The organism is Vibrio sp. 811, from assembly GCF_033339195.1.
On record NZ_JAWOUB010000001.1, the window covers coordinates 439474 to 458346 of the forward strand.

21 protein-coding genes are annotated in these 18873 nt (G+C 44.2%); 8 read left to right on the forward strand and 13 right to left on the reverse strand.

The annotated features are described in order from the left end of the window. Positions 1-4 precede the first annotated feature (4 nt). Complete coding sequence (locus R7Q46_RS01860) at positions 5-541, reverse strand: cytochrome oxidase biogenesis cluster protein (protein WP_086047291.1); 537 nt, start codon at positions 539-541, stop codon at positions 5-7. Beyond that, on the reverse strand, positions 531-1322 hold the full coding sequence (locus R7Q46_RS01865) for an SURF1 family protein (RefSeq protein ID WP_033906819.1): 792 nt from the start codon (positions 1320-1322) through the stop codon (positions 531-533). The genes R7Q46_RS01860 and R7Q46_RS01865 overlap by 11 nt, the downstream gene beginning before the upstream one ends. Here R7Q46_RS01865 and R7Q46_RS01870 point away from each other — a divergent pair. Next, positions 1321-1557 carry a DUF2909 domain-containing protein gene (locus tag R7Q46_RS01870; protein WP_005375504.1) on the forward strand — a complete coding sequence of 79 codons (237 nt, stop codon included), beginning with the start codon at positions 1321-1323 and terminating at the stop codon, positions 1555-1557. The two genes, R7Q46_RS01865 and R7Q46_RS01870, sit on opposite strands and share 2 nt — an antisense overlap. A gap of 24 nt (positions 1558-1581) precedes the next feature. On the opposite strand, the gene R7Q46_RS01875 is transcribed toward R7Q46_RS01870, so the two are convergent. Genes R7Q46_RS01875 through coxB form a run of 4 tightly spaced genes read right to left on the reverse strand, consistent with a single transcriptional unit; the run spans position 1582 to position 5866 of the window. Further along, entirely contained in the window at positions 1582-2466 is an 885-nt protein-coding gene (locus tag R7Q46_RS01875) for a cytochrome c oxidase subunit 3 (protein ID WP_213903487.1), read from the reverse strand. Between the two features lie 51 nt (positions 2467-2517). After that, positions 2518-3057: a cytochrome c oxidase assembly protein gene (locus tag R7Q46_RS01880; RefSeq protein WP_225496291.1), complete on the reverse strand. Its 540-nt coding sequence runs from the start codon at positions 3055-3057 to the stop codon at positions 2518-2520. Between the two features lie 17 nt (positions 3058-3074). Beyond that, positions 3075-4706, reverse strand: coding sequence for a cytochrome c oxidase subunit I (gene ctaD / locus R7Q46_RS01885; RefSeq protein ID WP_318077251.1), 1632 nt, complete (start codon positions 4704-4706; stop codon positions 3075-3077). Next, on the reverse strand, positions 4703-5866 hold the full coding sequence (gene coxB, locus R7Q46_RS01890; protein ID WP_318077252.1) for a cytochrome c oxidase subunit II: 1164 nt from the start codon (positions 5864-5866) through the stop codon (positions 4703-4705). Before coxB ends, ctaD begins: the two co-directional genes overlap by 4 nt. Positions 5867-6196: 330 nt before the next feature. Here coxB and R7Q46_RS01895 point away from each other — a divergent pair, with 330 nt between their 5' ends. Further along, positions 6197-7891: a phospho-sugar mutase gene (locus tag R7Q46_RS01895; RefSeq protein ID WP_213871206.1), complete on the forward strand. Its 1695-nt coding sequence runs from the start codon at positions 6197-6199 to the stop codon at positions 7889-7891. Positions 7892-7990: 99 nt separating this feature from the next. Here the strand turns inward: R7Q46_RS01895 and R7Q46_RS01900 are convergent, their stop codons facing one another. Both R7Q46_RS01900 and R7Q46_RS01905 read right to left on the reverse strand, forming a co-directional pair. Beyond that, positions 7991-8413 (reverse strand): GNAT family N-acetyltransferase, encoded by a 423-nt coding sequence (locus R7Q46_RS01900; protein WP_005375519.1) that lies wholly within the window; start codon positions 8411-8413, stop codon positions 7991-7993. Positions 8414-8492: 79 nt separating this feature from the next. Continuing rightward, positions 8493-9125: a LysE family translocator gene (locus R7Q46_RS01905; protein WP_005375522.1), complete on the reverse strand. Its 633-nt coding sequence runs from the start codon at positions 9123-9125 to the stop codon at positions 8493-8495. 229 nt (positions 9126-9354) lie between these two features. Here R7Q46_RS01905 and R7Q46_RS01910 point away from each other — a divergent pair, with 229 nt between their 5' ends. From R7Q46_RS01910 to R7Q46_RS01920, 3 genes are all read left to right on the forward strand, one after another. Beyond that, positions 9355-10182, forward strand: coding sequence for an AraC family transcriptional regulator (locus R7Q46_RS01910; protein ID WP_005385198.1), 828 nt, complete (start codon positions 9355-9357; stop codon positions 10180-10182). A gap of 79 nt (positions 10183-10261) precedes the next feature. Then, positions 10262-10972, forward strand: a complete 711-nt coding sequence (locus R7Q46_RS01915; protein WP_025768466.1) for an AzlC family ABC transporter permease — start codon at positions 10262-10264, stop codon at positions 10970-10972. Beyond that, positions 10972-11283 carry an AzlD domain-containing protein gene (locus tag R7Q46_RS01920; protein WP_005385193.1) on the forward strand — a complete coding sequence of 104 codons (312 nt, stop codon included), beginning with the start codon at positions 10972-10974 and terminating at the stop codon, positions 11281-11283. Before R7Q46_RS01915 ends, R7Q46_RS01920 begins: the two co-directional genes overlap by 1 nt. Here the strand turns inward: R7Q46_RS01920 and R7Q46_RS01925 are convergent. Continuing rightward, entirely contained in the window at positions 11280-11894 is a 615-nt protein-coding gene (locus R7Q46_RS01925) for a fumarylacetoacetate hydrolase family protein (RefSeq protein ID WP_017635857.1), read from the reverse strand. The two genes, R7Q46_RS01920 and R7Q46_RS01925, sit on opposite strands and share 4 nt — an antisense overlap. A 220-nt stretch (positions 11895-12114) precedes the next feature. Next, positions 12115-13173 carry a porin gene (locus R7Q46_RS01930; protein WP_042521502.1) on the reverse strand — a complete coding sequence of 353 codons (1059 nt, stop codon included), beginning with the start codon at positions 13171-13173 and terminating at the stop codon, positions 12115-12117. A 609-nt stretch (positions 13174-13782) separates the two neighbouring features. Between R7Q46_RS01930 and R7Q46_RS01935 the strand changes: the two genes are divergently transcribed. The 3 genes from R7Q46_RS01935 to R7Q46_RS01945 all read left to right on the forward strand — a co-directional run bounded on the left by R7Q46_RS01935 (position 13783) and on the right by R7Q46_RS01945 (position 16734). Further along, the gene (locus tag R7Q46_RS01935; RefSeq protein WP_213867820.1) at positions 13783-14754 is read left to right on the forward strand and encodes a porin; all 972 of its coding nucleotides are present in this window, start codon (positions 13783-13785) and stop codon (positions 14752-14754) included. 464 nt (positions 14755-15218) lie between these two features. After that, positions 15219-16076 (forward strand): DMT family transporter, encoded by an 858-nt coding sequence (locus tag R7Q46_RS01940; protein WP_005375542.1) that lies wholly within the window; start codon positions 15219-15221, stop codon positions 16074-16076. 43 nt (positions 16077-16119) lie between these two features. Then, on the forward strand, positions 16120-16734 hold the full coding sequence (locus R7Q46_RS01945; RefSeq protein WP_318077253.1) for a glutaredoxin: 615 nt from the start codon (positions 16120-16122) through the stop codon (positions 16732-16734). A 127-nt stretch (positions 16735-16861) separates the two neighbouring features. Here the strand turns inward: R7Q46_RS01945 and R7Q46_RS01950 are convergent, their stop codons facing one another. From R7Q46_RS01950 to R7Q46_RS01960, 3 genes are all read right to left on the reverse strand, one after another. Continuing rightward, complete coding sequence (locus R7Q46_RS01950; protein ID WP_017635854.1) at positions 16862-16996, reverse strand: hypothetical protein; 135 nt, start codon at positions 16994-16996, stop codon at positions 16862-16864. Positions 16997-17129: 133 nt separating this feature from the next. Further along, positions 17130-17477 carry a hypothetical protein gene (locus tag R7Q46_RS01955; protein WP_005375501.1) on the reverse strand — a complete coding sequence of 116 codons (348 nt, stop codon included), beginning with the start codon at positions 17475-17477 and terminating at the stop codon, positions 17130-17132. Positions 17478-17653: 176 nt separating this feature from the next. Then, on the reverse strand, positions 17654-18847 hold the full coding sequence (locus R7Q46_RS01960; RefSeq protein WP_206952745.1) for a multidrug effflux MFS transporter: 1194 nt from the start codon (positions 18845-18847) through the stop codon (positions 17654-17656). Positions 18848-18873 lie beyond the last annotated feature (26 nt).

An 18873-nucleotide genomic window follows, 5' to 3' on the forward strand; every position in this document is an offset into this window, starting at 1 on the left:
TCCTCTAACCGACTCGTGACAATTTTAAGAGCTTGCGTAAGTCCACCAACATACCTTTATTCAATAGGACTAAGTCCTCATTTGGTTTCGGCGAGTAAGACATCACCAGTTGCCCAAGAGGATCAACGATCAACATTTGCCCAGGTTTCACTTTTGCGGTAACCAATTCATTCATTTGCATCGCTAACATCGATACTTCTATGGGATCTGAATGCTCAGTCTGCCAAACGACTGGCACTACTCGCTCTTGATACTTACCTAAAGCAACATGGCTTTGCTGAAGCAGGTAAAGCTGCTGTTTACACTCTTCAGTGCATTCGTTAGGCAATACATAAGCGAGTTGCCAACCATGGTCTTTGAGAGGTGACTCTTGACCAAGTTGCTCTAACGTCGTGTATGGTTCGACTAACTCGCCTCTATTGGTCACTCCGCTTTGATACCACCCTTGTGTGAGAATGACTTTTGCAATGACAGCGGGAAGCGCGAACGTACAAACCAGCGCAATCAACATTAGTCGTCCTTTGGTTACTTTAGATGTCATGCTTCACCTCCATGTGACGCAACTTTTTTTGCCAACGAACAAAAACAATTAAAGTCAGTAATAAGAAAACACCTGCCATCGAAAACCATTGAATCGAATAGCCAAAATGTTTGGCACTATTGAGTGGCAATGGATTCCAAGGAAAGTCATAGGGCCAACGAGTTAAATTGTCTGGCTGCAAGACTGCGGGCATAAGTTCAATATTCAGTAGCTGATTCAATTGCGCGATGTTTAGGTTTTGCACGCGAATAACATCGCCAACTTCCGGCATTAACTCTGAGCTCAGTGGATTAGTAGATTTTCGGTACAGGCGTCCTGTGATGAAAGTCGAATTATCGAGTTTGGTGACCGTTGGTAACACTGAGCGTTCTGCTCTTCCCTCGACAAAACCAAGCTCCAATAACGCATAGGCACTAGGCTCATCGCTCGTCAATACAATCTGAAATGCTAAATATCCCACACTGCCTTGATGCGTTTGGTTGTCTAACAAAATTACGGGAAACGCCTGAGGAACAACATTAACTTCCACTTTTTTCCCGAGGATACTTTCCTCTCGCCAGTCGTTGTCTTCAAGAACGACGCTTAGTGCTCGGTACGCACTATCCGCACGCGCGAGAATGGCTTGTTCCAATGCTTGTTTTTCTTGCCCTCTCTCAAACTGCCAAAAACCCAGTTTGACCAAAAGAGAAAACACAACCACAGTTAAACCAACTGCAACCCAAAACCGTTTCGATAGCCATAATTGTCTTGATAACAACAATGATGAAACCGGAGGTGCCATGTCCACCGTATTTCTATTCAAACTGACGCTTGTCCTTTTGCTGCTTTTCATTATCTTCAACCTCGCAAAAGCGCTTATCGAAATGGTTCGTGAAGACCCAGATAATCCTGAAAAAAGAGACAAACCCATGAGTCATTACTTAGGCCGTCGAGTCATGTTCTCCGCTTTGGTGGTCGTCCTTTTGCTTATTGCGCTCAGCTCGGGTTGGCTAGCACCAAACCCTCGCCCTTATTAGTCGGACCAAGAGTTCACAATGAGCCTAAAGTACGTAAACAAACACAAACAGACATAACCAAACCACATCCACGAAATGCCAATACCAGCTGCCCGCTTGAAAGGCAAAATGGTTCTTTGGCGAAAAGTGATCTTTAGCGATTCTGAACAGCAGCACGATTAAGAAGATAGTCCCAAGACAAACGTGTAAACCGTGGAATCCCGTCAACATGAAGAACGTGTTACCGTAAATACCGGACTGCAACGTGAGCCCTATGTCTTGATAAGCATGAACATACTCAACCGCTTGGTAATATAGGAAAAAGCCAGCAAGTACGATGGTTATCTCTAACCAAACAATCAGTGCCGTTCTTTTGTCTTGTTCAAGGCTTATATGCGCCATATGTAGCGTAATAGACGACAATAGCAGCAAGATAGTATTGGTAAGGGGTATGCCCTGCCACGGCATAGCTTGTGTTGTTTCTCCCCCCGGTGTCAGTGTGAGTGGCCACATCGCTTCGAAGGTTGGCCACAGGACTTCGTTGGTCATGAAGTTATTATCTGCCCCACCTAACCAAGGCACAGAAATCATTCTGGCGTAAAACAAGGCACCAAAAAAGGCACCAAAAAACATCACTTCAGAAAAGATAAACCAGCTCATTCCTTGGCGAAAAGAACGAGTAATTTGCGAGCTGTATTTTCCACTCAGTGATTCAGTAATCACATTACTAAACCAACCAGCCAACATGTAAAGCAAGAACAAGAAGCCCACCGCTAGCACAATGCCACCAATGGTTCCCACTGCACTGTCACTTTGTGTCCCCTGGACGGTCATGCCTGCGCCAACAGCCACTAAAAACAGAGCAAATGCACCGATGATCGGCCAGCTACTTTGAGCGGGAACATAATATGTTCCTGGCTTGTTACTCATAATTTTTCTCCTTACTGACCAACCTTGGTCTGTATCTCTCTCCCTGAGTGGCTAAGAGCCTGTAGGAGGGGGAAGTTTATAGAGTGTGTAAGACAGCGTTAACGTGTGTATAGACTCCGGCAAGTCCGGTTCGATATAAAAAATCAACGGCATTTGAGCTTGCTGTTTACCATCCAGGGGCTGCTGGTTAAAACAAAAACACTCAATCTTGTTGAAGTAAGCAGCTCCAGTCCCGGGAGAAACAGAAGGAACGGCTTGCCCCACCAACTTCTGCCCGCTTTCATTAAATGCAAGGTATTCGGTTTGCACGACTTCACCTGGGTGAACATCCATCGAAATCACTTTGGGTCTAAACTCCCAAGGCATATCTGGGCTGACATGCGCCATAAACTCCACGCGAATAGTTCGGCTCATGTCCGGTTGCATACCTGTCGGTTGAATGACGGCCACTTCACTTGTCTTTCCATTGATTCCCAGTGCGTCGCACATCACGTCATAAAGTGGGACCAGTGCATAGCCGAAGCCAAACATTAACAGGGTCGCCAAAAGTAACTTCACTGTGAGCTTCTTGTTTGATGGATTCGGTTTCATGTCACTCACCCCACTTGCTAGTCAATCTTAGGCGGTGTAGTAAACGTATGATGTGGCGCAGGGCTTGGCACTGTCCACTCTAAGCCTTCCGCACGTTCCCATGGTTTTGCAGAAGCCTTCTCCCCGCCACGAATACACTTGATCACCAACCATAAGAAGATCAGTTGTGACAACCCAAATGCCAACCCGCCAATTGATACTATTTGATTAACATCAGCAAACTGAATGGCGTAATCCGGTATGCGTCTTGGCATGCCCGCTAAGCCTAGGAAGTGCATTGGGAAAAACAGGACATTGACGGAAATAATTGAGCACCAGAAATGCCATAAACTCAGCTTGTGGTCGTACATATTGCCCGTCCACTTAGGTAGCCAGTAGTATGCCGCTGCCATGATCGAGAATACCGCACCAGATACCAACACATAATGGAAATGGGCAACCACGAAGTAAGTGTCATGATATTGGAAATCCGCCGGCACAATCGCCAACATCAGTCCCGAGAAGCCGCCAATAGTAAAAAGCACAATAAAGGCAATGGCAAACAACATTGGCGTTTCAAATGTCAGAGCTCCACGCCACATGGTGGCAACCCAGTTAAAGACTTTAACTCCCGTTGGTACCGCAATCAGCATAGTGCAATACATAAAGAAGAGCTCAGCAAAAACTGGCATCCCCGTGGTAAACATGTGGTGCGCCCACACAAGGAAAGATAACAATGCAATGCTGCACGTCGCGTAAACCATCGAATGATAACCAAACAGCTTCTTACCACTGAAAGCAGGCAGAATGGCGGAGATGATTCCAAACGACGGTAAAATCATGATGTACACTTCTGGGTGACCAAAGAACCAAAAGATGTGTTGGAACATTACCGGGTCACCACCACCAGCTGCGTCAAAGAAGCTAGTCCCGAAATATTTGTCAGTAAGAACCATGGTCACCGCACCCGCTAATACCGGCATAACCGCGATTAGCAAGAAAGCGGTAATTAACCAAGTCCAAACAAACATTGGTAACTTGAACCAAGTCATTCCCGGAGCTCGCATATTTACGATCGTCACGATAACGTTGATCGCGCCCATAATGGAGCTGATACCCATGATATGCACAGAGAATACAAACAGCGCAGTGCTATCCGGGCCATAAGTCGTGGACAGCGGAGCATAAAACGTCCAACCAAAATCAGGACCGCCGCCAGGTAAAAACAACGAGCTCAACAAGATGAGAAATGCAAAAGGTAAGATCCAAAAGCTCAAGTTGTTCATGCGCGGCAGCGCCATATCTGGAGCGCCGATCATCATCGGGATCATCCAGTTAGCAAGCCCCGTAAATGCTGGCATCACCGCACCAAATACCATCACTAAACCGTGTACCGTGGTCATTTGATTAAAAAACTGCGGATCGACTAGCTGTAGCCCTGGCTGGAACAGTTCGGCACGAATGATCATAGCCATCGCACCACCTGTTAGAAACATCGCAAAGCTAAACCAAAGGTAGAGGGTGCCTATGTCTTTATGGCTTGTAGAATACAACCAACGAGTGATGCCCTGGGGTGCATGATGCTCGTGACCATCATCAATCGCAATGGTACTGTTCGCACTGGCTTCTGCTGGCGCAGACTTCACTGCCTTATCTATTGGCTTACTCATATTTCCTCCTTAGCACTGCCTTGTGCTTTAAAGGCATTCACATCGGATGCTTGCACTGTATCGCCAGTATCGTTGCCCCATGCATTTCGTTGATATGTGATAACCGCGCCAATTTCTTTGTCACTTAACTGATTAGAAAAAGCCTGCATTGCGGTGCCCGGGCGACCGTTGACAATAATATCTATGTGCTCTGTAACATCTCCGGTTGCAATAGGACTGCCTTTAATCGCGGGAAATGCACCCGGAATCCCCTCACCATTTGCCTGATGACACACAGCGCAACGCGCCGTGTATATCGATTCGCCTTGCGACATCAATTCATCCATAGATAAGTCTTGAGAGAGCGCTTCTTGTGCCGCCGCTTTTTGAAGTGCGAGTTCTTGCTTCTTACTCGCTAGCCATTCATCGAACTTCTCTTCTTCCATCGCATGCACCACCACCGGCATAAATCCGTGTGCACGACCACATAGCTCCGCACATTGGCCGCGATATACGCCTGGCTCATCAATTCTTGTCCATGCTTCATTAATAAAACCTGGAATGGTGTCTTTCTTGACGGCAAAGTCCGGTACCCACCAAGAGTGAATGACATCATCAGAAGTCATCAAAAAACGCACTTTGCGATTCACAGGCAACACCAAAGGGTTGTCTACTTCCAGTAAGTAATGTGCGCCTTTAGCTTCGATTCCATCAATTTGTTTTTGGCTGGTGGCAAGCAAACTAAAAAACTCAACATCTTCGCCAAAATAGCTGTAATGCCATTTCCATTGCGAGCCTGTGATCTTGACCGTGATATCCGATTGGCTTGTGTCTTCCATTGCTACTAGAGTTTTTGTTGCGGGAAACGCCATAGCGACAAGAATGATGATGGGTATGACCGTCCAAATAATTTCCACTTTTGTACTTTCATGGAAATGTGCGGCAACTGCTCCTTTTGACTTGCGATGACGGAAGATGGAATAGAACATCACACCAAAAACAATCAAAGCAATTACACAGCAGATATAGAAAATCAGCATATGTAATTCATACACTTGCCCACTTATCTCTGTGACCCCTTTTGTCATGTTGTAGTCATTTTCCTTTGACCAACCAAAAGAGGAAAATGTGATTAAAATCACATTCAGTGATAAGGCTAGAGTAGTCGTTAATCTTTTCAAAAGATCTCTCCTCTGCTCAGCCGCTACGCCTACGCGAGCTTCCTTGCGTCCCGATGCAAATATCGAACAACTTTACGAAAAATCACAAAAACTACGATTTCGACACGGTTTGTTATATTTATGTTAAAAGGCTAGTTATAGTTCCAAGGTTCTTCAAGAAATTAAATATGATTAAATTTTGTTCGGATAAGAAAAATTAATTCGGTTTATCGATTGCCCTCTTTGAAATGTAATTGAGAACCATTTACATTGATTTAAAAGAAAACATTGAGATACTTACCAAACGAAGTGTCCAAGAAAGTAGGCTCCCCCTACTAAGGAATGACTGATATGACAGCACTAATTACGCAATGGCTAGAACGAGACCCTGATCCTAAGACTCGTGAAGAGCTACAACACCTCGTCGATACGAACAATGAACAAGAACTTACTGATCGCTTTGGCTCACGCCTTGCCTTTGGTACTGCAGGCTTACGTGGCAAAGTGGGCGCAGGTCCAAACCGAATGAACCGCTTGGTGATTCAAGAGACCGCCACTGGTTTAGGGAACTATTTGCTTGAGCAAGTCAAAGATGCCGCGAGTCGTGGTGTCGTTATTGGCTACGACGGTCGTCCCGATTCAAAACAATTCGCGCATGATACCGCCTCCGTACTGACGGCCCTTGGTATCAAGGTTTACCTAACGTATGACGTTGCAGCAACCCCAATTGTTGCGTTTGGTGTCCGTACATTGAATGCTGCGGCCGCTGTTGTTGTTACTGCCAGCCACAATCCACCAGAATACAATGGCTTTAAAGTATATTGGGAAAATGGCGCACAGATTATTCCTCCGCACGACTCTGGAATCGCAGCGAAAATTGATGACGCAACAACGAAGCCATTACCTTTAATGTCTCTCGATGATGCAAAACAGCACGGTTTGTTAGTTTGGTTGGAAGACGACTACTACCAAACTTACCGTAAGACAATGAATGAAAACGCGCTGCTTACTCCTGACAACAATACCGATATATCTATTGCTTACACCGCAATGCATGGCGTTGGCGCGAATATGGCGGAAACGCTACTTGCCGACGCAGGCTTCCAAAAAGTGGCAAGTGTTAAGGAACAGCGCGAACCTGATGGAAGCTTCCCAACCGTCAACTTCCCAAACCCTGAAGAAGCCGGTGCAATGGATATGGTGATGGCATTAGGTAAGTCCGTAGATGCCGATATCGCTTGCGCGAACGATCCAGATGCGGACCGTTTTGCCGTGGCAGTTAAACGCCCAGATGGCGAGTATCAAATGCTAACAGGTGATCAGGTGGGCTCACTGTTTGGCGATTACTTGCTGGAACAGCAACCTAACGCTTTGGTTGGCAACACCATCGTATCCTCAAGAATGCTGAGCAGCATCGCTAAGGCGCATGGCGCACAATACTATCAAACATTAACTGGCTTTAAATGGCTTACTAACGTTGCCATGGAACAAGAGACAGAAACCAACCCATTCTTGTTTGCTTATGAGGAAGCGCTCGGTTATACCGTGGGTAACAAGGTGTGGGATAAAGATGGTTTATCTGCAATCGTCGCGTTTTCACAGCTAACAGGCAAGCTTAAAGCGCAAGGCAAAACACTGTGGGATAAACTGGAAGAGCTGTACCGCGAGCACGGTTTCTACTTAAACGCACAACGCAGCATCGCTCTCGACCCGAACTCTCCACCAATCGGCGACAAACTCCGAGCAAATCCACCAACAGAGATTGCTGGTAAAAAAGTTGCAGTAACCGAAGATCTTAAAACATCGGTTCGCATGTTTGACGACGGCTCTGAAGAATCCATTGACTTACCAGCAAGTGACGTATTGATTTATCACCTAGAAGATCAATCACGCGTGATTGTTCGTCCTTCTGGTACTGAGCCAAAACTAAAATGTTACTACGAAGTCATCAACCTCTTCCCTGCGGATATGAGCTATGAACAAGCACAGCAAGCAGCAGAAGCGAAGATGAACGAACTTATCGACGCGCACCAGCAAAGTTTGTAAGTCAAAGGGAAACATAGATATTTGATACAACAAGAGGCGCAAATTCGCGCCTCTTTTTTTGATTTTGACTAGAACAAGTCAAGCTAACCCGTGCTTTCCCTAGCCTACAATTTCCTTTTGTAGAAAGTACTTGTGGATGCCCTCTGCAGGATAGCCTGAATACTGCCCCACTTTCTCAAAACCCAATTTGAGATAGAACTCAAGAGCTTGAAAGCTGTAGGTATCCAAATAAACATGGGTAACCCCATGAGGCTTTACTTTTTGTTCTAGCATCGACATTAATTGACTACCGAGACCAGAGGTTCGACTTTCAGCGTCTACCCACAAAAACTCAACAAACACCGTATTTTTAAACATTTCGCCAGTCAAGCCACCCATGATCTTGCCATTCTCATCTTTTGCGAAACAGCCTACAGCATGCACTTCCCCTTCAGGTAAATGCAGTCGGTTATAAGATCGAATACCTTCACGAACAAAATCAAGGTCTGTTTGATCTGGATTTAAACAAAATTCAAGCTTCATATATCCTCTCCTTAGGAAACACCAATATCCTAAAACAAAAAGCCAGCAATTGCTGGCTTTCTGATGGAATATGATAACTTTACAAGGCGAAACTACTCAGCATCCACAACGCCAGAATAACAAACACTAACCCCATTAGTTTATGTTGATACGTGCGGAATTTTTCGTTCTCGAGCAGCCCTTTGCCCAATGTGCCTGCTAACCCAACAAGTAATAAATTGAATGACAAGCCAAGAACGTTCAACAATAACCCTAGCGCTAGCATCTGCTCACCGGAAGATGCCGTGATATTGCTTGAGACAAACTGCGGCAAAAACATTACAAAAAAGACCAAGGCTTTAGGGTTAAGCAAATTACTCATCAAAGCACGCTGATAATAAGTTGATGCCATTTTGTTTTGACCATCAAGCTCTGGAGCCGAAGAGGCCTCAGCTCGTAAGCAGTCCCAACCCATTTTTAGCAAGTAAGCGCCACCTAATAGATGAAGGACTTTAAGGGCTATTGGGCTCATGGCAATCAGGGTAGATACGCCCATTGCAGCAAGCAAAGTAAGAATAACACCAGACGTCGCATTGCCTAAGCTAGCAAAAAGACCGACCTTCTTACCGTAACTCATACTAGAGCTCGCTATCAGCAACATATCGGGCCCTGGTAACAGCAACAAAGCCACTACTGCGGTGAGATAAACAGGAAGTACAGATAAATCAATCATGATGGAACCGCTTTTCTACAACAAGGCGGCGAATGTTATACCAACAAAATGACATCATCCAGCCCAAAATAGCCAAGATAAATCAAAAAATAAAAATCATAGTTTGCCCAGCCGAAAAATAGCAATCAATTCGCCTGTTTATCAAAATCGAATAGCAATTTTGTACAAAAATAAGCACGATGGATCCGTTACACTTCTAAAATGATTTTCTTGAGCAGACCGGATAAAGATGAAAGAAAAGAATAAGGAAATCGCTACCTTCAAGATAGCTCAAGAGCTCGGCGGTTTAGAACTTCTCGATGCAAAGTATGAGAAGCAGAATTTTTCACGCCATAGCCACGAAGGTTACACTATTGGTGTCATCGAAAAAGGGGCACAACAATTTTTTAGGACGGGCGGGAATCATATCGCGCCACAGGACAGCATCATCCTTGTTAATGCAGATGAAGTACACAACGGGCATTCAGCCTCGGAAGGCGGCTGGGAATACAAAGCAATGTACCCCGTACCTCAGCAGTTTCAAACTTTAGGACAAGAGCTTGGCTCACCAAATGTAGCTCTGCCCTATTTCCCTCAACCTGTGGTTTACGATCCTGAGCTGGCTAGTCAGTTACGACTGGTATTTGAAACACTAGAAAAATCAGACAACCGTTTATTGAGAGAAACTTTGGTTTACGGCACGTTGATCAAGCTAGCCAGTAAACACAGCACTCATCGGGCACCACTGAAAGAGTCAACCAGAGCTCAGCGACAAGTGCAGCTAGTCAGAGAATTTTTGGAAGACTTTCCACAAACGGACGTCTCACTAGAAGAACTCGCGAAACTGTCTGGATTAAGCCCTTTTCATCTGTTGAGAGAGTTTCAAAAGCAATTTGGCTTTCCGCCTCATGCCTATCAAATTCAGCAACGTTTACGTATGGCGAAGAAGCTACTAAAAATGGGACAAAAAATTTCAGACGTGGCACAAGAATGCGGCTTCCATGATCAAAGCCATCTGCATCGACACTTTAAAAAAGCCATGGGCGTCACTCCCGGCCAATACGTCCGTCACAGCTAAAGCAGCAATATTGTACAAGGCGTTATGCGACTACCGAGCTATCTTGGTAATCTGATTTAGGAATAAATAAGAAGAAACTATGGACCACACTTTGCCGTTAAAAAAAGAATCAAAAGCCACGCTATTTTGGCAAGGTACACTTGCGATGATGCCTCTGAGTATCGCAGTGCTCCCTTGGGGCTTACTCGCAGGCTCATTCGCAATTGATACTGGGCTTCACCCTTTGGAAGGACAAGCACTATCCGCCATTTTGTTCGCAGGTTCTGCACAGCTCGTCGCGATGGGAATGATTAAAACGGGAGCAGGTCTAGTGACCATGTTACTGACAACGTTTTTTATCACCTCTCGACACTTCCTCTACAGTGTATCGATGCGCAGTAAAATTTCACCGCTCCCTCTAAAATGGCGATTATCACTCGGCTTCTTACTTACTGACGAGCTGTTTGCGATTGTAGGCCACCATTCCGATAAACAATTTAATCGCTGGTATGCACTTGGGGCTGGTCTGAGTTTTTACCTGTTTTGGAATGTCGCGACATTGACGGGCATTATTGCGGGAAGTCTAATCCCTGAACTGAACGAAATGGGTTTGGAATTTGCTGTGGCCGCAACTTTTATCGCAATTGTAGTTCCGACTATTAAAAATGCAGCGGTGCTCGCGAGTGTTCTTGTGGCTTTGGTGAGCTCGGTTGCCCTAACCTATTATCAAATTGAGGGAAGTTTGATGATTTCAAGCATTTTAGCCATGCTTACTGGTTACTTTGTGGAACAAGTAAAGGAGAAACGCTAATGATCATGTTGGCTATTTTACTGATGACGGTACTTGTTTTCACAAGCCGCTACTTGTTTTTAGAACCCAAGCTACCATTGCGATTAGGGACGCGCACTCAAAAAGTACTCAATTACGCTAGCCCAGCAGTACTGACTGCGATCTGGGCACCTATCGTTTTCATTCCCGATGGGGAGCTCAGCGTCAATGTGCAAAACCCATTTTTACTGGCTGCCGTACTGGCTGCTTTAATCGCGTATTTTACTAAAAATGTTCTTTTAACGACGGTTATCAGTATGGTGGTATTTCTCGTTCTACGAATTTGGCTTTAATCCGCCAACCACTCAATCTCCAACAAGGTGACATCGCCACACTTTAATCGACCAAGGAAGATGTCACCTTCATGTACCTCACCAACGCCCTTTGGTGTACCAGTCATCACTACATCGCCATCTTGAAGTGTTGTGTAACTGGTTAATTCATCCAGGATAGTTAGCGGCGGGTAGAGCATTTGGTTAACGTGACCTTTTTGTACACGAACACAGTTAATTAAGAGCTCAAGGTTAAGATCGTTGATATCAATGTTATCCAAAGAGACAAACCGACTAAACACAGCAGAGCCATCAAATGCCTTAGCACGCTCCCACGGCAACCCCTGATTTTTAAGCGAGGATTGCAAACCACGCTTGGTCAGATCCAATCCCAAACCAACCGCTGAATAACGTCCATCCTTGATCAAAAAGCAGATTTCAGCCTCATAATGAAGGGGCTCTTGATGGAATGAACGCAGAGTTGTTGATACGGAAGTTGCGGGTTTATTAAATACCACCATTTGCTCAGGCATTGCATTATTAAGCTCATGAATATGTTCAACGTAATTTCGTCCAACACAAAGCACTTTACCCACTTCTACTTTCTTTTCTTCAACTTGAATAACACTCATCATTCTTCCCTGCAAAACAAAAATCCCATCATAATCTAACCTATTGACTTAACGACACTAAATAGCAACCTCTAGTGTAAAAAATAAGACATTCACCCCGTTTTGAGTTTTGTATCATCTAATTGAAACAGCAAAGTATTTGTAAAACAAATAGACAAAAAAGCCAGCACGAGGCTGGCTTTAGATCAATGAGCTGAATAATAGTTCTCGCTAAATCCTATTATAGGTAGTAACGAGCACCTAACGCCCATTTGTCATCAGTTTCACGACCATTGTCGTCATTTAGGTCAAACTGGTAACCCGCGTAACCAACAAATTTAGGCGTGAAGTTGTATTCTGCTTGTAGTGCCATTTCTTCACGAGCAGTTTCTGTTTTAGAGCTCTTAAACTCTTTACCTTCCACCATCTCATAGTTAACACTCAAGTTTAGGCTGTTTGCTAGAGCGTATGCGATGATCGCTTCGTATGCATCACTTTCTTCTAAACGGTCGCCTTTTGCACTGAAGTTCATGTTTTCGTTTGAACCATAAACCGCAGCAAGGAATAGGCCTTGGCCGTACGCACCGTAAGATGCTGATACAACGTGTGATTCCGCCGTGTGCTTACCTGCATATGCAGGGTGCTGGAAATCGCCGCCATTGTAAGAGTAACCGATTTTAGCGCCCATGATTGAGTAAGAAAGCGCAGCTTGCACACGGTCATCGTATTTAGCACCGCCAGTTATAACTCCAGCATCGTTGCGCGTGTAATCATCGTTTGCACCCTGCCAACCAAGACCAAAGTTGATCACACCCGCTTCACCCAGCTCGATGGCATTACGGTAAGAAAGCATTTTATCCGCACGGCCAGTGCCAAGGTTTCCATGATCGTCATAGATGAAGTCGTTGGCAAACGCGATTGGCATATCTGCAATACCTGCGACATCGTAGTAAGGTGACCATTGCGTACCACCTACTGCACGACCATAAACCTCATGCGTTATACCTAAGTAACCTAGACGAGTTTTAAACGACTCTTCACCACCGTCTAAGTAGTTTAGCGCCCATTCACCACGTGCGTCTGCGGTGAAGCCATTACCCAAATCCTGTGTCGCAGAGATATTGATACGAGGAGAGTTAGTACCCACATCCGTGTCACCTTGCTCTGATCCATTTAAATTAACAGAAACGTGGCCGCCCATCGAAAATGTTGTGCCATCGTTATTATATAGTTCCACTGCAACTGCTTGAGTACCGAAGGTTGCTGCCGCGATTGCCGCTGCTAATAATTTTTTATTCATTTCTAAATCCATTACTTATTAGTTGGTTAGTCAGTTTTAGACCCGGCTTTGGTTCACTTTCGTAAAAACGAAATGATGAACAAAGAGAGGAATACAAAGGCTATCCGAGGCATCGTTTCCACCAGATTAGTTTTACCTTTGTGTAACAACTGCCGACACTTTATTTGATTAGTTCCTGACAACCGAGTGAAAAGATCTCAGACAAAACCTAAAAAGCAATCGTTTACTTAGCCTTCAAGAAATCGAGAAATAAAAACCTTACAATAAGAAATGCTTTAGAGAGAGTTAGCTCACAAATAGCTGATGATTCGCTATTTTTAGGCCAAACTTCCCTGCCAAATTGAAATGTTTACTTACATTTAGGGTCAAGAAACAATTCAGGAACTTTTTGAAAAAAACACAGTCTTCAACGGAGAGGAAAAAACCTCAAAAAAGATAAACCTTTCTTTTTATAAGTGGTATGAGAAGGGGCACTTATTCTCGCCAGCAATAAAAGTGCAATCAAATCATAACTTAACAGAAATCTATCTTTCATTTTCAGCCTTTACCTTAGCGTCATCAACACATCGGGCAAGAAAGCCCATCGATTACAACTAGGGTAATAAGAAAATGAAAAAGGCAGCACTAACTACTGCAATTCTTACAGCATTGGTATCAGCACCATCATTCGCAGCAACTGTATACAAAAACGACGGTACTGAATTAAAAGTTGGCGGCCGCGTTGAGTTTCGTGGTGACTTCATCGGTTCAGACGGTGCTGAAGTTGAAGGTTCCATGGAAGATAAAAGCCGTGCTCGTCTTAACCTAAAAGGTAAAACAAACATCGGCAACGGCCTTTCTGCTTTCGGTGTTTACGAAGCCGAACAAAAAACGGGCAAGAGTGAATTCAAAAACCGCTACATGTATGCAGGCGTCGACTCTGATATCGGTGCTTTCTCTGTAGGTCGTCAAGACATGGCTGCAGTCATCATCTCTGACATGACGGATATCACAGAATTCTCTGGTGTTCAGCAAGTTATTGATTCGTCTTCTGATAAGCAAGACAGCGTTTTCGCATACCGTGGTGCGTTTGATGCACTACAACTTCAAGCAACCTACCAAGCAAACTCTAGCGATAACGAAGATAAATACGGCATCTCTGGAATGTACTCACTACCAATGGGCCTCGACTTTGGTCTTGCATACTCTGGTGGCGATGTAGATAAAGATAACTCTGAAGATCAAATTCTAGGTGGTATCGCTTACTCGATGGACAACCTTTACCTAGCAGGTACTTATTCTCAAGGTTCCCTGACTGACTCTGAAGACTTTACGGCTTACGAGCTAGTCGCAAGCTACAAAGTAGCAAGCAAAGTGACACTTGCAGCTCTATACACAGCTCAAGAGAATGATCCAGACAACGGTTCAAAGTACGACACAGTTGAAGGTATCGAGCTTGTTGGTTACTACAAACTAAACAGCAACTTCCGTACTTACCTGTCTTACTACATCAACCAACTTGATGAAGCAAAAGATGCAACAACAGGTCTAGTAACAGAAGGCGAAGATACACTGCGCCTAGGCGTACGTTACGATTTCTAATTCACTCTTGTCCTAAGAGCGAGTCCACTTGGCCAGCACCTTTGCTGGCCATTTTTTATGTAACCCAACACAACTCGATAAGTTTTCACACTATCCAAGCATCGCTCAGCAATGAAAAACGAGCGTAACGACGCCTACTTCTGCCCTCTTTTAATGCGATTGATCACTAAGTTAGTGCATTTCATCTAATCGACAACATAGAAAAACCAAAAAACCATTTAAAATCAAATATATAAAAGTTGGCACGTGTTCTGCAATATTATTTATGCAAATGCATGGCAGCGTTTGTGCTTCTCGTTCTTTGTACCTGTTATAACAGGCACGTCCTTTGAATTGGTAATGTCGCCTCCCTCTGGGAGGCATTTTTTTATTGGCGCGAAAAACAATAGGACGTATGATCCCGCCACCTCTATCAAACTGGAATTTTTCAATTGAATCATCATCCTGTTCAAGGTGCGTCCTGGATGCTAACAGCTGGCTTGGCATTCGCCATAGTGAACAGCTTCGCCCAAATTGCTAGCATCAACTTTGGTGTCTCCTCCACCACATTTGCGTTATTCCAATATGCAATCGCCTTATTTGTTATTCTGCCCTACCTACGTACACTTGGGATTAGACGTTCTTTAAGAACCCAACACTTTGGCTGGCATGCATTCCGCATTTTTCTCTCTGTTATCGGGATTCAACTTTGGTTATGGGCTCTCGCTTACCCAGTTCCAATTTGGCAAGGTATTGCACTTCTCATGACCTCCCCGTTATTTGCCACAGTTGGTTCTGGCTTGTTACTCAAAGAGAAAGTAGGTACTGCACGCTGGTTAGCGACATTGACGGGGTTTGTTGGTGCCATGATCATTCTTGAGCCTTGGGCAGACTCATTTACATGGGCGACCCTGCTCCCTGTTGGCGCCGCATTTTTCTGGGCAGCGTATTCATTAATGGTAAAAAAAATGTCGGTAAACGATCCGCCATCAACCATGGTTGTCTATTTATTGCTGCTGATAACACCATTTAATATCTTGTTAGCGATACCGACGTTTACTATGCCAGATACGTGGACGATATGGGGTGTGCTTTTAGCCGCAGGTGCACTTACAGCACTCGCTCAATGGGCTATCGTTAAAGCATATGCAGTAGCAGACGCCTCATTTGTGCAACCATTTGATCACGCCAAACTGCCTTTGAATGTTGTTGCTGGTTGGTTGGTGTTTGGTTGGGTGCCACCTGGTCGTTTATGGTTAGGTGCTGCGATTATTATTGCATCTATTGCGTTTATTACGCATTGGGAAGCGAAAAAGACAAAGTTAGTTGAAAGAAAAATCTAATTTAAAAGTTCTATATTTTCAGGAAAGGAAATGAGGAACCCATATGAGTCAACCAATCAAAATTACACTGTATCGCTGGGCTGGTAGTTGGGGCCCATTCAAAGTCAATATTCCTTGTGGTGAATGTACATTAACCAAAGATATTTTAAAGGATACTTTTGAAAACGAACTAGCCGATGTGCCCGTTGAACTTGAAGTAAAAGATTGGTTATCGCACTGGTGGGAACCATTAAAAGCTGGTGCTTGGCATGCACCCATTCTTCTTGTCGAAGGGAAAGTTATCAGCCAAGGAGAAGCATTGAATCGGGGTGTGCTTGTACAGTCTGTTATTGCTGAGTGGGTAAAACGCGATGAGCTAAAAGGCAACATTGTTTATGGTAAAGCAATTTGCCCTTACTGTGTCAAAGCCAAACAATTACTTGACGAGGCTGGCGTTCAGTATGAGTACCATGATGTAGTTAAAGACAGCGCCGCCTTATACCGCATGATTCCTGAAGTAAAAGCCATCATTGGCGAAAAAACACCGGTAACAGTGCCGCAAATCTGGTTAGATGGAAAATATATTGGAGGCGCTGACGATTTAGAAAAGTGGTTATCAGCAAAGGGGCTAGATAAAGTGCCTAACAATGTTGTGGAGATACCAAGCCAATCCGCGTAATTCTAGATTTAAATGTCATCAGTCTTTGAGTAGCGTTTTGCCAATGTTGTGCAATATGTTGGCTACTTACTAACAACAAAACAGAGAAAAGCAAAAAGCCCTGATTTTTCAATCAGGGCTTTTTAAATTATTTCGCCAGTTTTTTAATAACACGAGCAAAAACAGAAGCTTTTTTCTTCTTCGCTTTACCGTAAAGCGCTTTGTGCATCGCGTCTTTTGCAATCATCTGGCCAATATAAGCACCACCAAGTTCGTTACCCATGACCTTCTCCTGAATGTATTGACTTAACTATGTTGTAATTTTACACCACAATTAGATAAAAACAAGACTCAAGTCACATTTATTTTGTAATTAACTTTCAGTTTGATTTTCGTGGATTTCTTGAAATGAGCGTCTATCGCTTAGGTTGTTGGTATGTTTTACCCGCTGCGACGTACGTATCTTTCTGTTTGATTTCAAAGAATGTTTCAAAGAACCACGCAGCAAACTTGATCAAGTGATCGCCTTCATTCATGACGTGCTCTACGTATTCTTGCTCTTCTCCGGACTCATCTTCTTGAGTGGTAATATGGTAAATACGTTTCTCACCATCAACTTCTGCAAGGCCAAACTGACCCGTTAGGGATTGCGCCGCTTGTGCAACTTCTTCTTCCTCACACGCCTTCAAGATTTCAAGTGCCTTTGGCATGCTTTCTTGCTGAGTAATTTCTTTTACCAGTGTTTCAAATTCGTTTTGTTGCATTCTTTCACCTAACGATTAGAGATCGGATAGCCATTGGGCAGAAATGTATTCCAAGCTTGAGAGAAGTATCAAGGTTCGCCCTCTTCCTTTCAAACCAAGTCATTCAGTATACACAACAGGCCAGACTTAATTTAGCTGCGCATTTTAGAAAGCCGACCTTCTGGTTGCAAGTATATTCAGATGGAAGTTTCTGCTTGAACCGTCCCTTCTGGCACTTTACGAAATTGGCTTAGTACAAGAACAAAGCAAGAAAGTAACGCAATAAACAAATAAAACACCCCAAGCTGCTGCTGATTCGTAACCCATGAGTCTACTAAGTACCCACCAAACAAACCTGCTAAACACATTTGAATAGAACCAGATAGCGCAGAAACCGCGCCTGCCTGTTGCTTATGTGGTGAAAGTAGCAAACTGATCGATACCGGGAATGACATTCCTTGAGCAAAACTTAAACACGTGAATGCCGTCAGCAATGAAAATACACTGAAGGGGGTAACCAACAACATGAAGCCTGCAACAGCAACAATCGCGAAACTCATCAGCAAGATTTGCTGAGCTTTGTAACGAGCATTGATCAAGTTCAGCACTAAGCTACCCGTCAGCAAACCAACTGATGGTATGATCATCAAAGAGCCGTAATCTGCCGCCGTTAATCCTAACTCTTGTTGCATTAAAAATGGATACAAGGAGAGCGTAACCAGAGCCGATAAATAACTAAGCCAGTTGTAGCTCGCACTACCAATCACTTGTGTATTCGTTAACAGACGCAAATAGTTCGCGCTTACTTCGCCTACTTTAAATTTTCTCTTCGGATAAGGCAGCGTTTCTGGCAGCACCAATAAACCAAGTGTAAAAATTGCCATTAAGTAAATCAGTACAAACACGAAGACAGCATGCCAACTCAGGTGAAAAGCAATCCAGCCACCAAACAGCGGAGCAATAATTGGCATCACTGAAGCAGTGACTGAAATATAAGATAGCGCTTTGGTTAATTGCATACCGTCATAACTATCACGCAGTACTGACCGACCAAGTACCGAAGCGCTGCCCGCTCCTAGGCCTTGCAGTAACCGTCCCGCTTCAAGGGCAACAATGTTGTCCGAAAACGCGATGCAAATAACCGTACCAACTAGATATACACTTTGCCCCAGAATAAACACCGGCCGACGACCAATCGCATCAGACAATGGGCCGTAAAAAAGCTGAGAGATACCGAAGCCAATGAGAAATAGCGTGACGAGATTCTGAATCGAATGTTGCGGCAAATTCAAGTCATGACCAATCAATGGCAAAGAAGGAAGATAAATACTAACGCCAACTTGGCCTGTGGCGATGATCATCATCGCTAATAACAATGGTGTTTTACGCAAACGTTCCTCCTACTTTGTGACAGATT

Excerpts from the sequence above, each read along its gene's own strand:
- ctaD (WP_318077251.1), bottom strand. The coding sequence starts at position 4,706 with ATGAGTAAGCCAATAGATAAGGCAGTGAAGTCTGCGCCAGCAGAAGCC.
- R7Q46_RS01930 (WP_042521502.1), bottom strand. The coding sequence starts at position 13,173 with ATGAATAAAAAATTATTAGCAGCGGCAATCGCGGCAGCAACCTTCGGT.
- R7Q46_RS01860 (WP_086047291.1), bottom strand. The coding sequence starts at position 541 with ATGACATCTAAAGTAACCAAAGGACGACTAATGTTGATTGCGCTGGTT.
- R7Q46_RS01920 (WP_005385193.1), top strand. The coding sequence starts at position 10,972 with ATGATCATGTTGGCTATTTTACTGATGACGGTACTTGTTTTCACAAGC.
- R7Q46_RS01870 (WP_005375504.1), top strand. The coding sequence starts at position 1,321 with ATGTCCACCGTATTTCTATTCAAACTGACGCTTGTCCTTTTGCTGCTT.
- R7Q46_RS01895 (WP_213871206.1), top strand. The coding sequence starts at position 6,197 with ATGACAGCACTAATTACGCAATGGCTAGAACGAGACCCTGATCCTAAG.
- R7Q46_RS01945 (WP_318077253.1), top strand. The coding sequence starts at position 16,120 with ATGAGTCAACCAATCAAAATTACACTGTATCGCTGGGCTGGTAGTTGG.
- R7Q46_RS01925 (WP_017635857.1), bottom strand. The coding sequence starts at position 11,894 with ATGAGTGTTATTCAAGTTGAAGAAAAGAAAGTAGAAGTGGGTAAAGTG.
- R7Q46_RS01905 (WP_005375522.1), bottom strand. The coding sequence starts at position 9,125 with ATGATTGATTTATCTGTACTTCCTGTTTATCTCACCGCAGTAGTGGCT.
- R7Q46_RS01900 (WP_005375519.1), bottom strand. The coding sequence starts at position 8,413 with ATGAAGCTTGAATTTTGTTTAAATCCAGATCAAACAGACCTTGATTTT.
- R7Q46_RS01875 (WP_213903487.1), bottom strand. The coding sequence starts at position 2,466 with ATGAGTAACAAGCCAGGAACATATTATGTTCCCGCTCAAAGTAGCTGG.
- R7Q46_RS01955 (WP_005375501.1), bottom strand. The coding sequence starts at position 17,477 with ATGCAACAAAACGAATTTGAAACACTGGTAAAAGAAATTACTCAGCAA.
- R7Q46_RS01940 (WP_005375542.1), top strand. The coding sequence starts at position 15,219 with ATGCTAACAGCTGGCTTGGCATTCGCCATAGTGAACAGCTTCGCCCAA.
- R7Q46_RS01910 (WP_005385198.1), top strand. The coding sequence starts at position 9,355 with ATGAAAGAAAAGAATAAGGAAATCGCTACCTTCAAGATAGCTCAAGAG.
- R7Q46_RS01880 (WP_225496291.1), bottom strand. The coding sequence starts at position 3,057 with ATGAAACCGAATCCATCAAACAAGAAGCTCACAGTGAAGTTACTTTTG.
- R7Q46_RS01935 (WP_213867820.1), top strand. The coding sequence starts at position 13,783 with ATGAAAAAGGCAGCACTAACTACTGCAATTCTTACAGCATTGGTATCA.
- R7Q46_RS01865 (WP_033906819.1), bottom strand. The coding sequence starts at position 1,322 with ATGGCACCTCCGGTTTCATCATTGTTGTTATCAAGACAATTATGGCTA.
- R7Q46_RS01950 (WP_017635854.1), bottom strand. The coding sequence starts at position 16,996 with ATGGGTAACGAACTTGGTGGTGCTTATATTGGCCAGATGATTGCAAAA.
- R7Q46_RS01915 (WP_025768466.1), top strand. The coding sequence starts at position 10,262 with ATGGACCACACTTTGCCGTTAAAAAAAGAATCAAAAGCCACGCTATTT.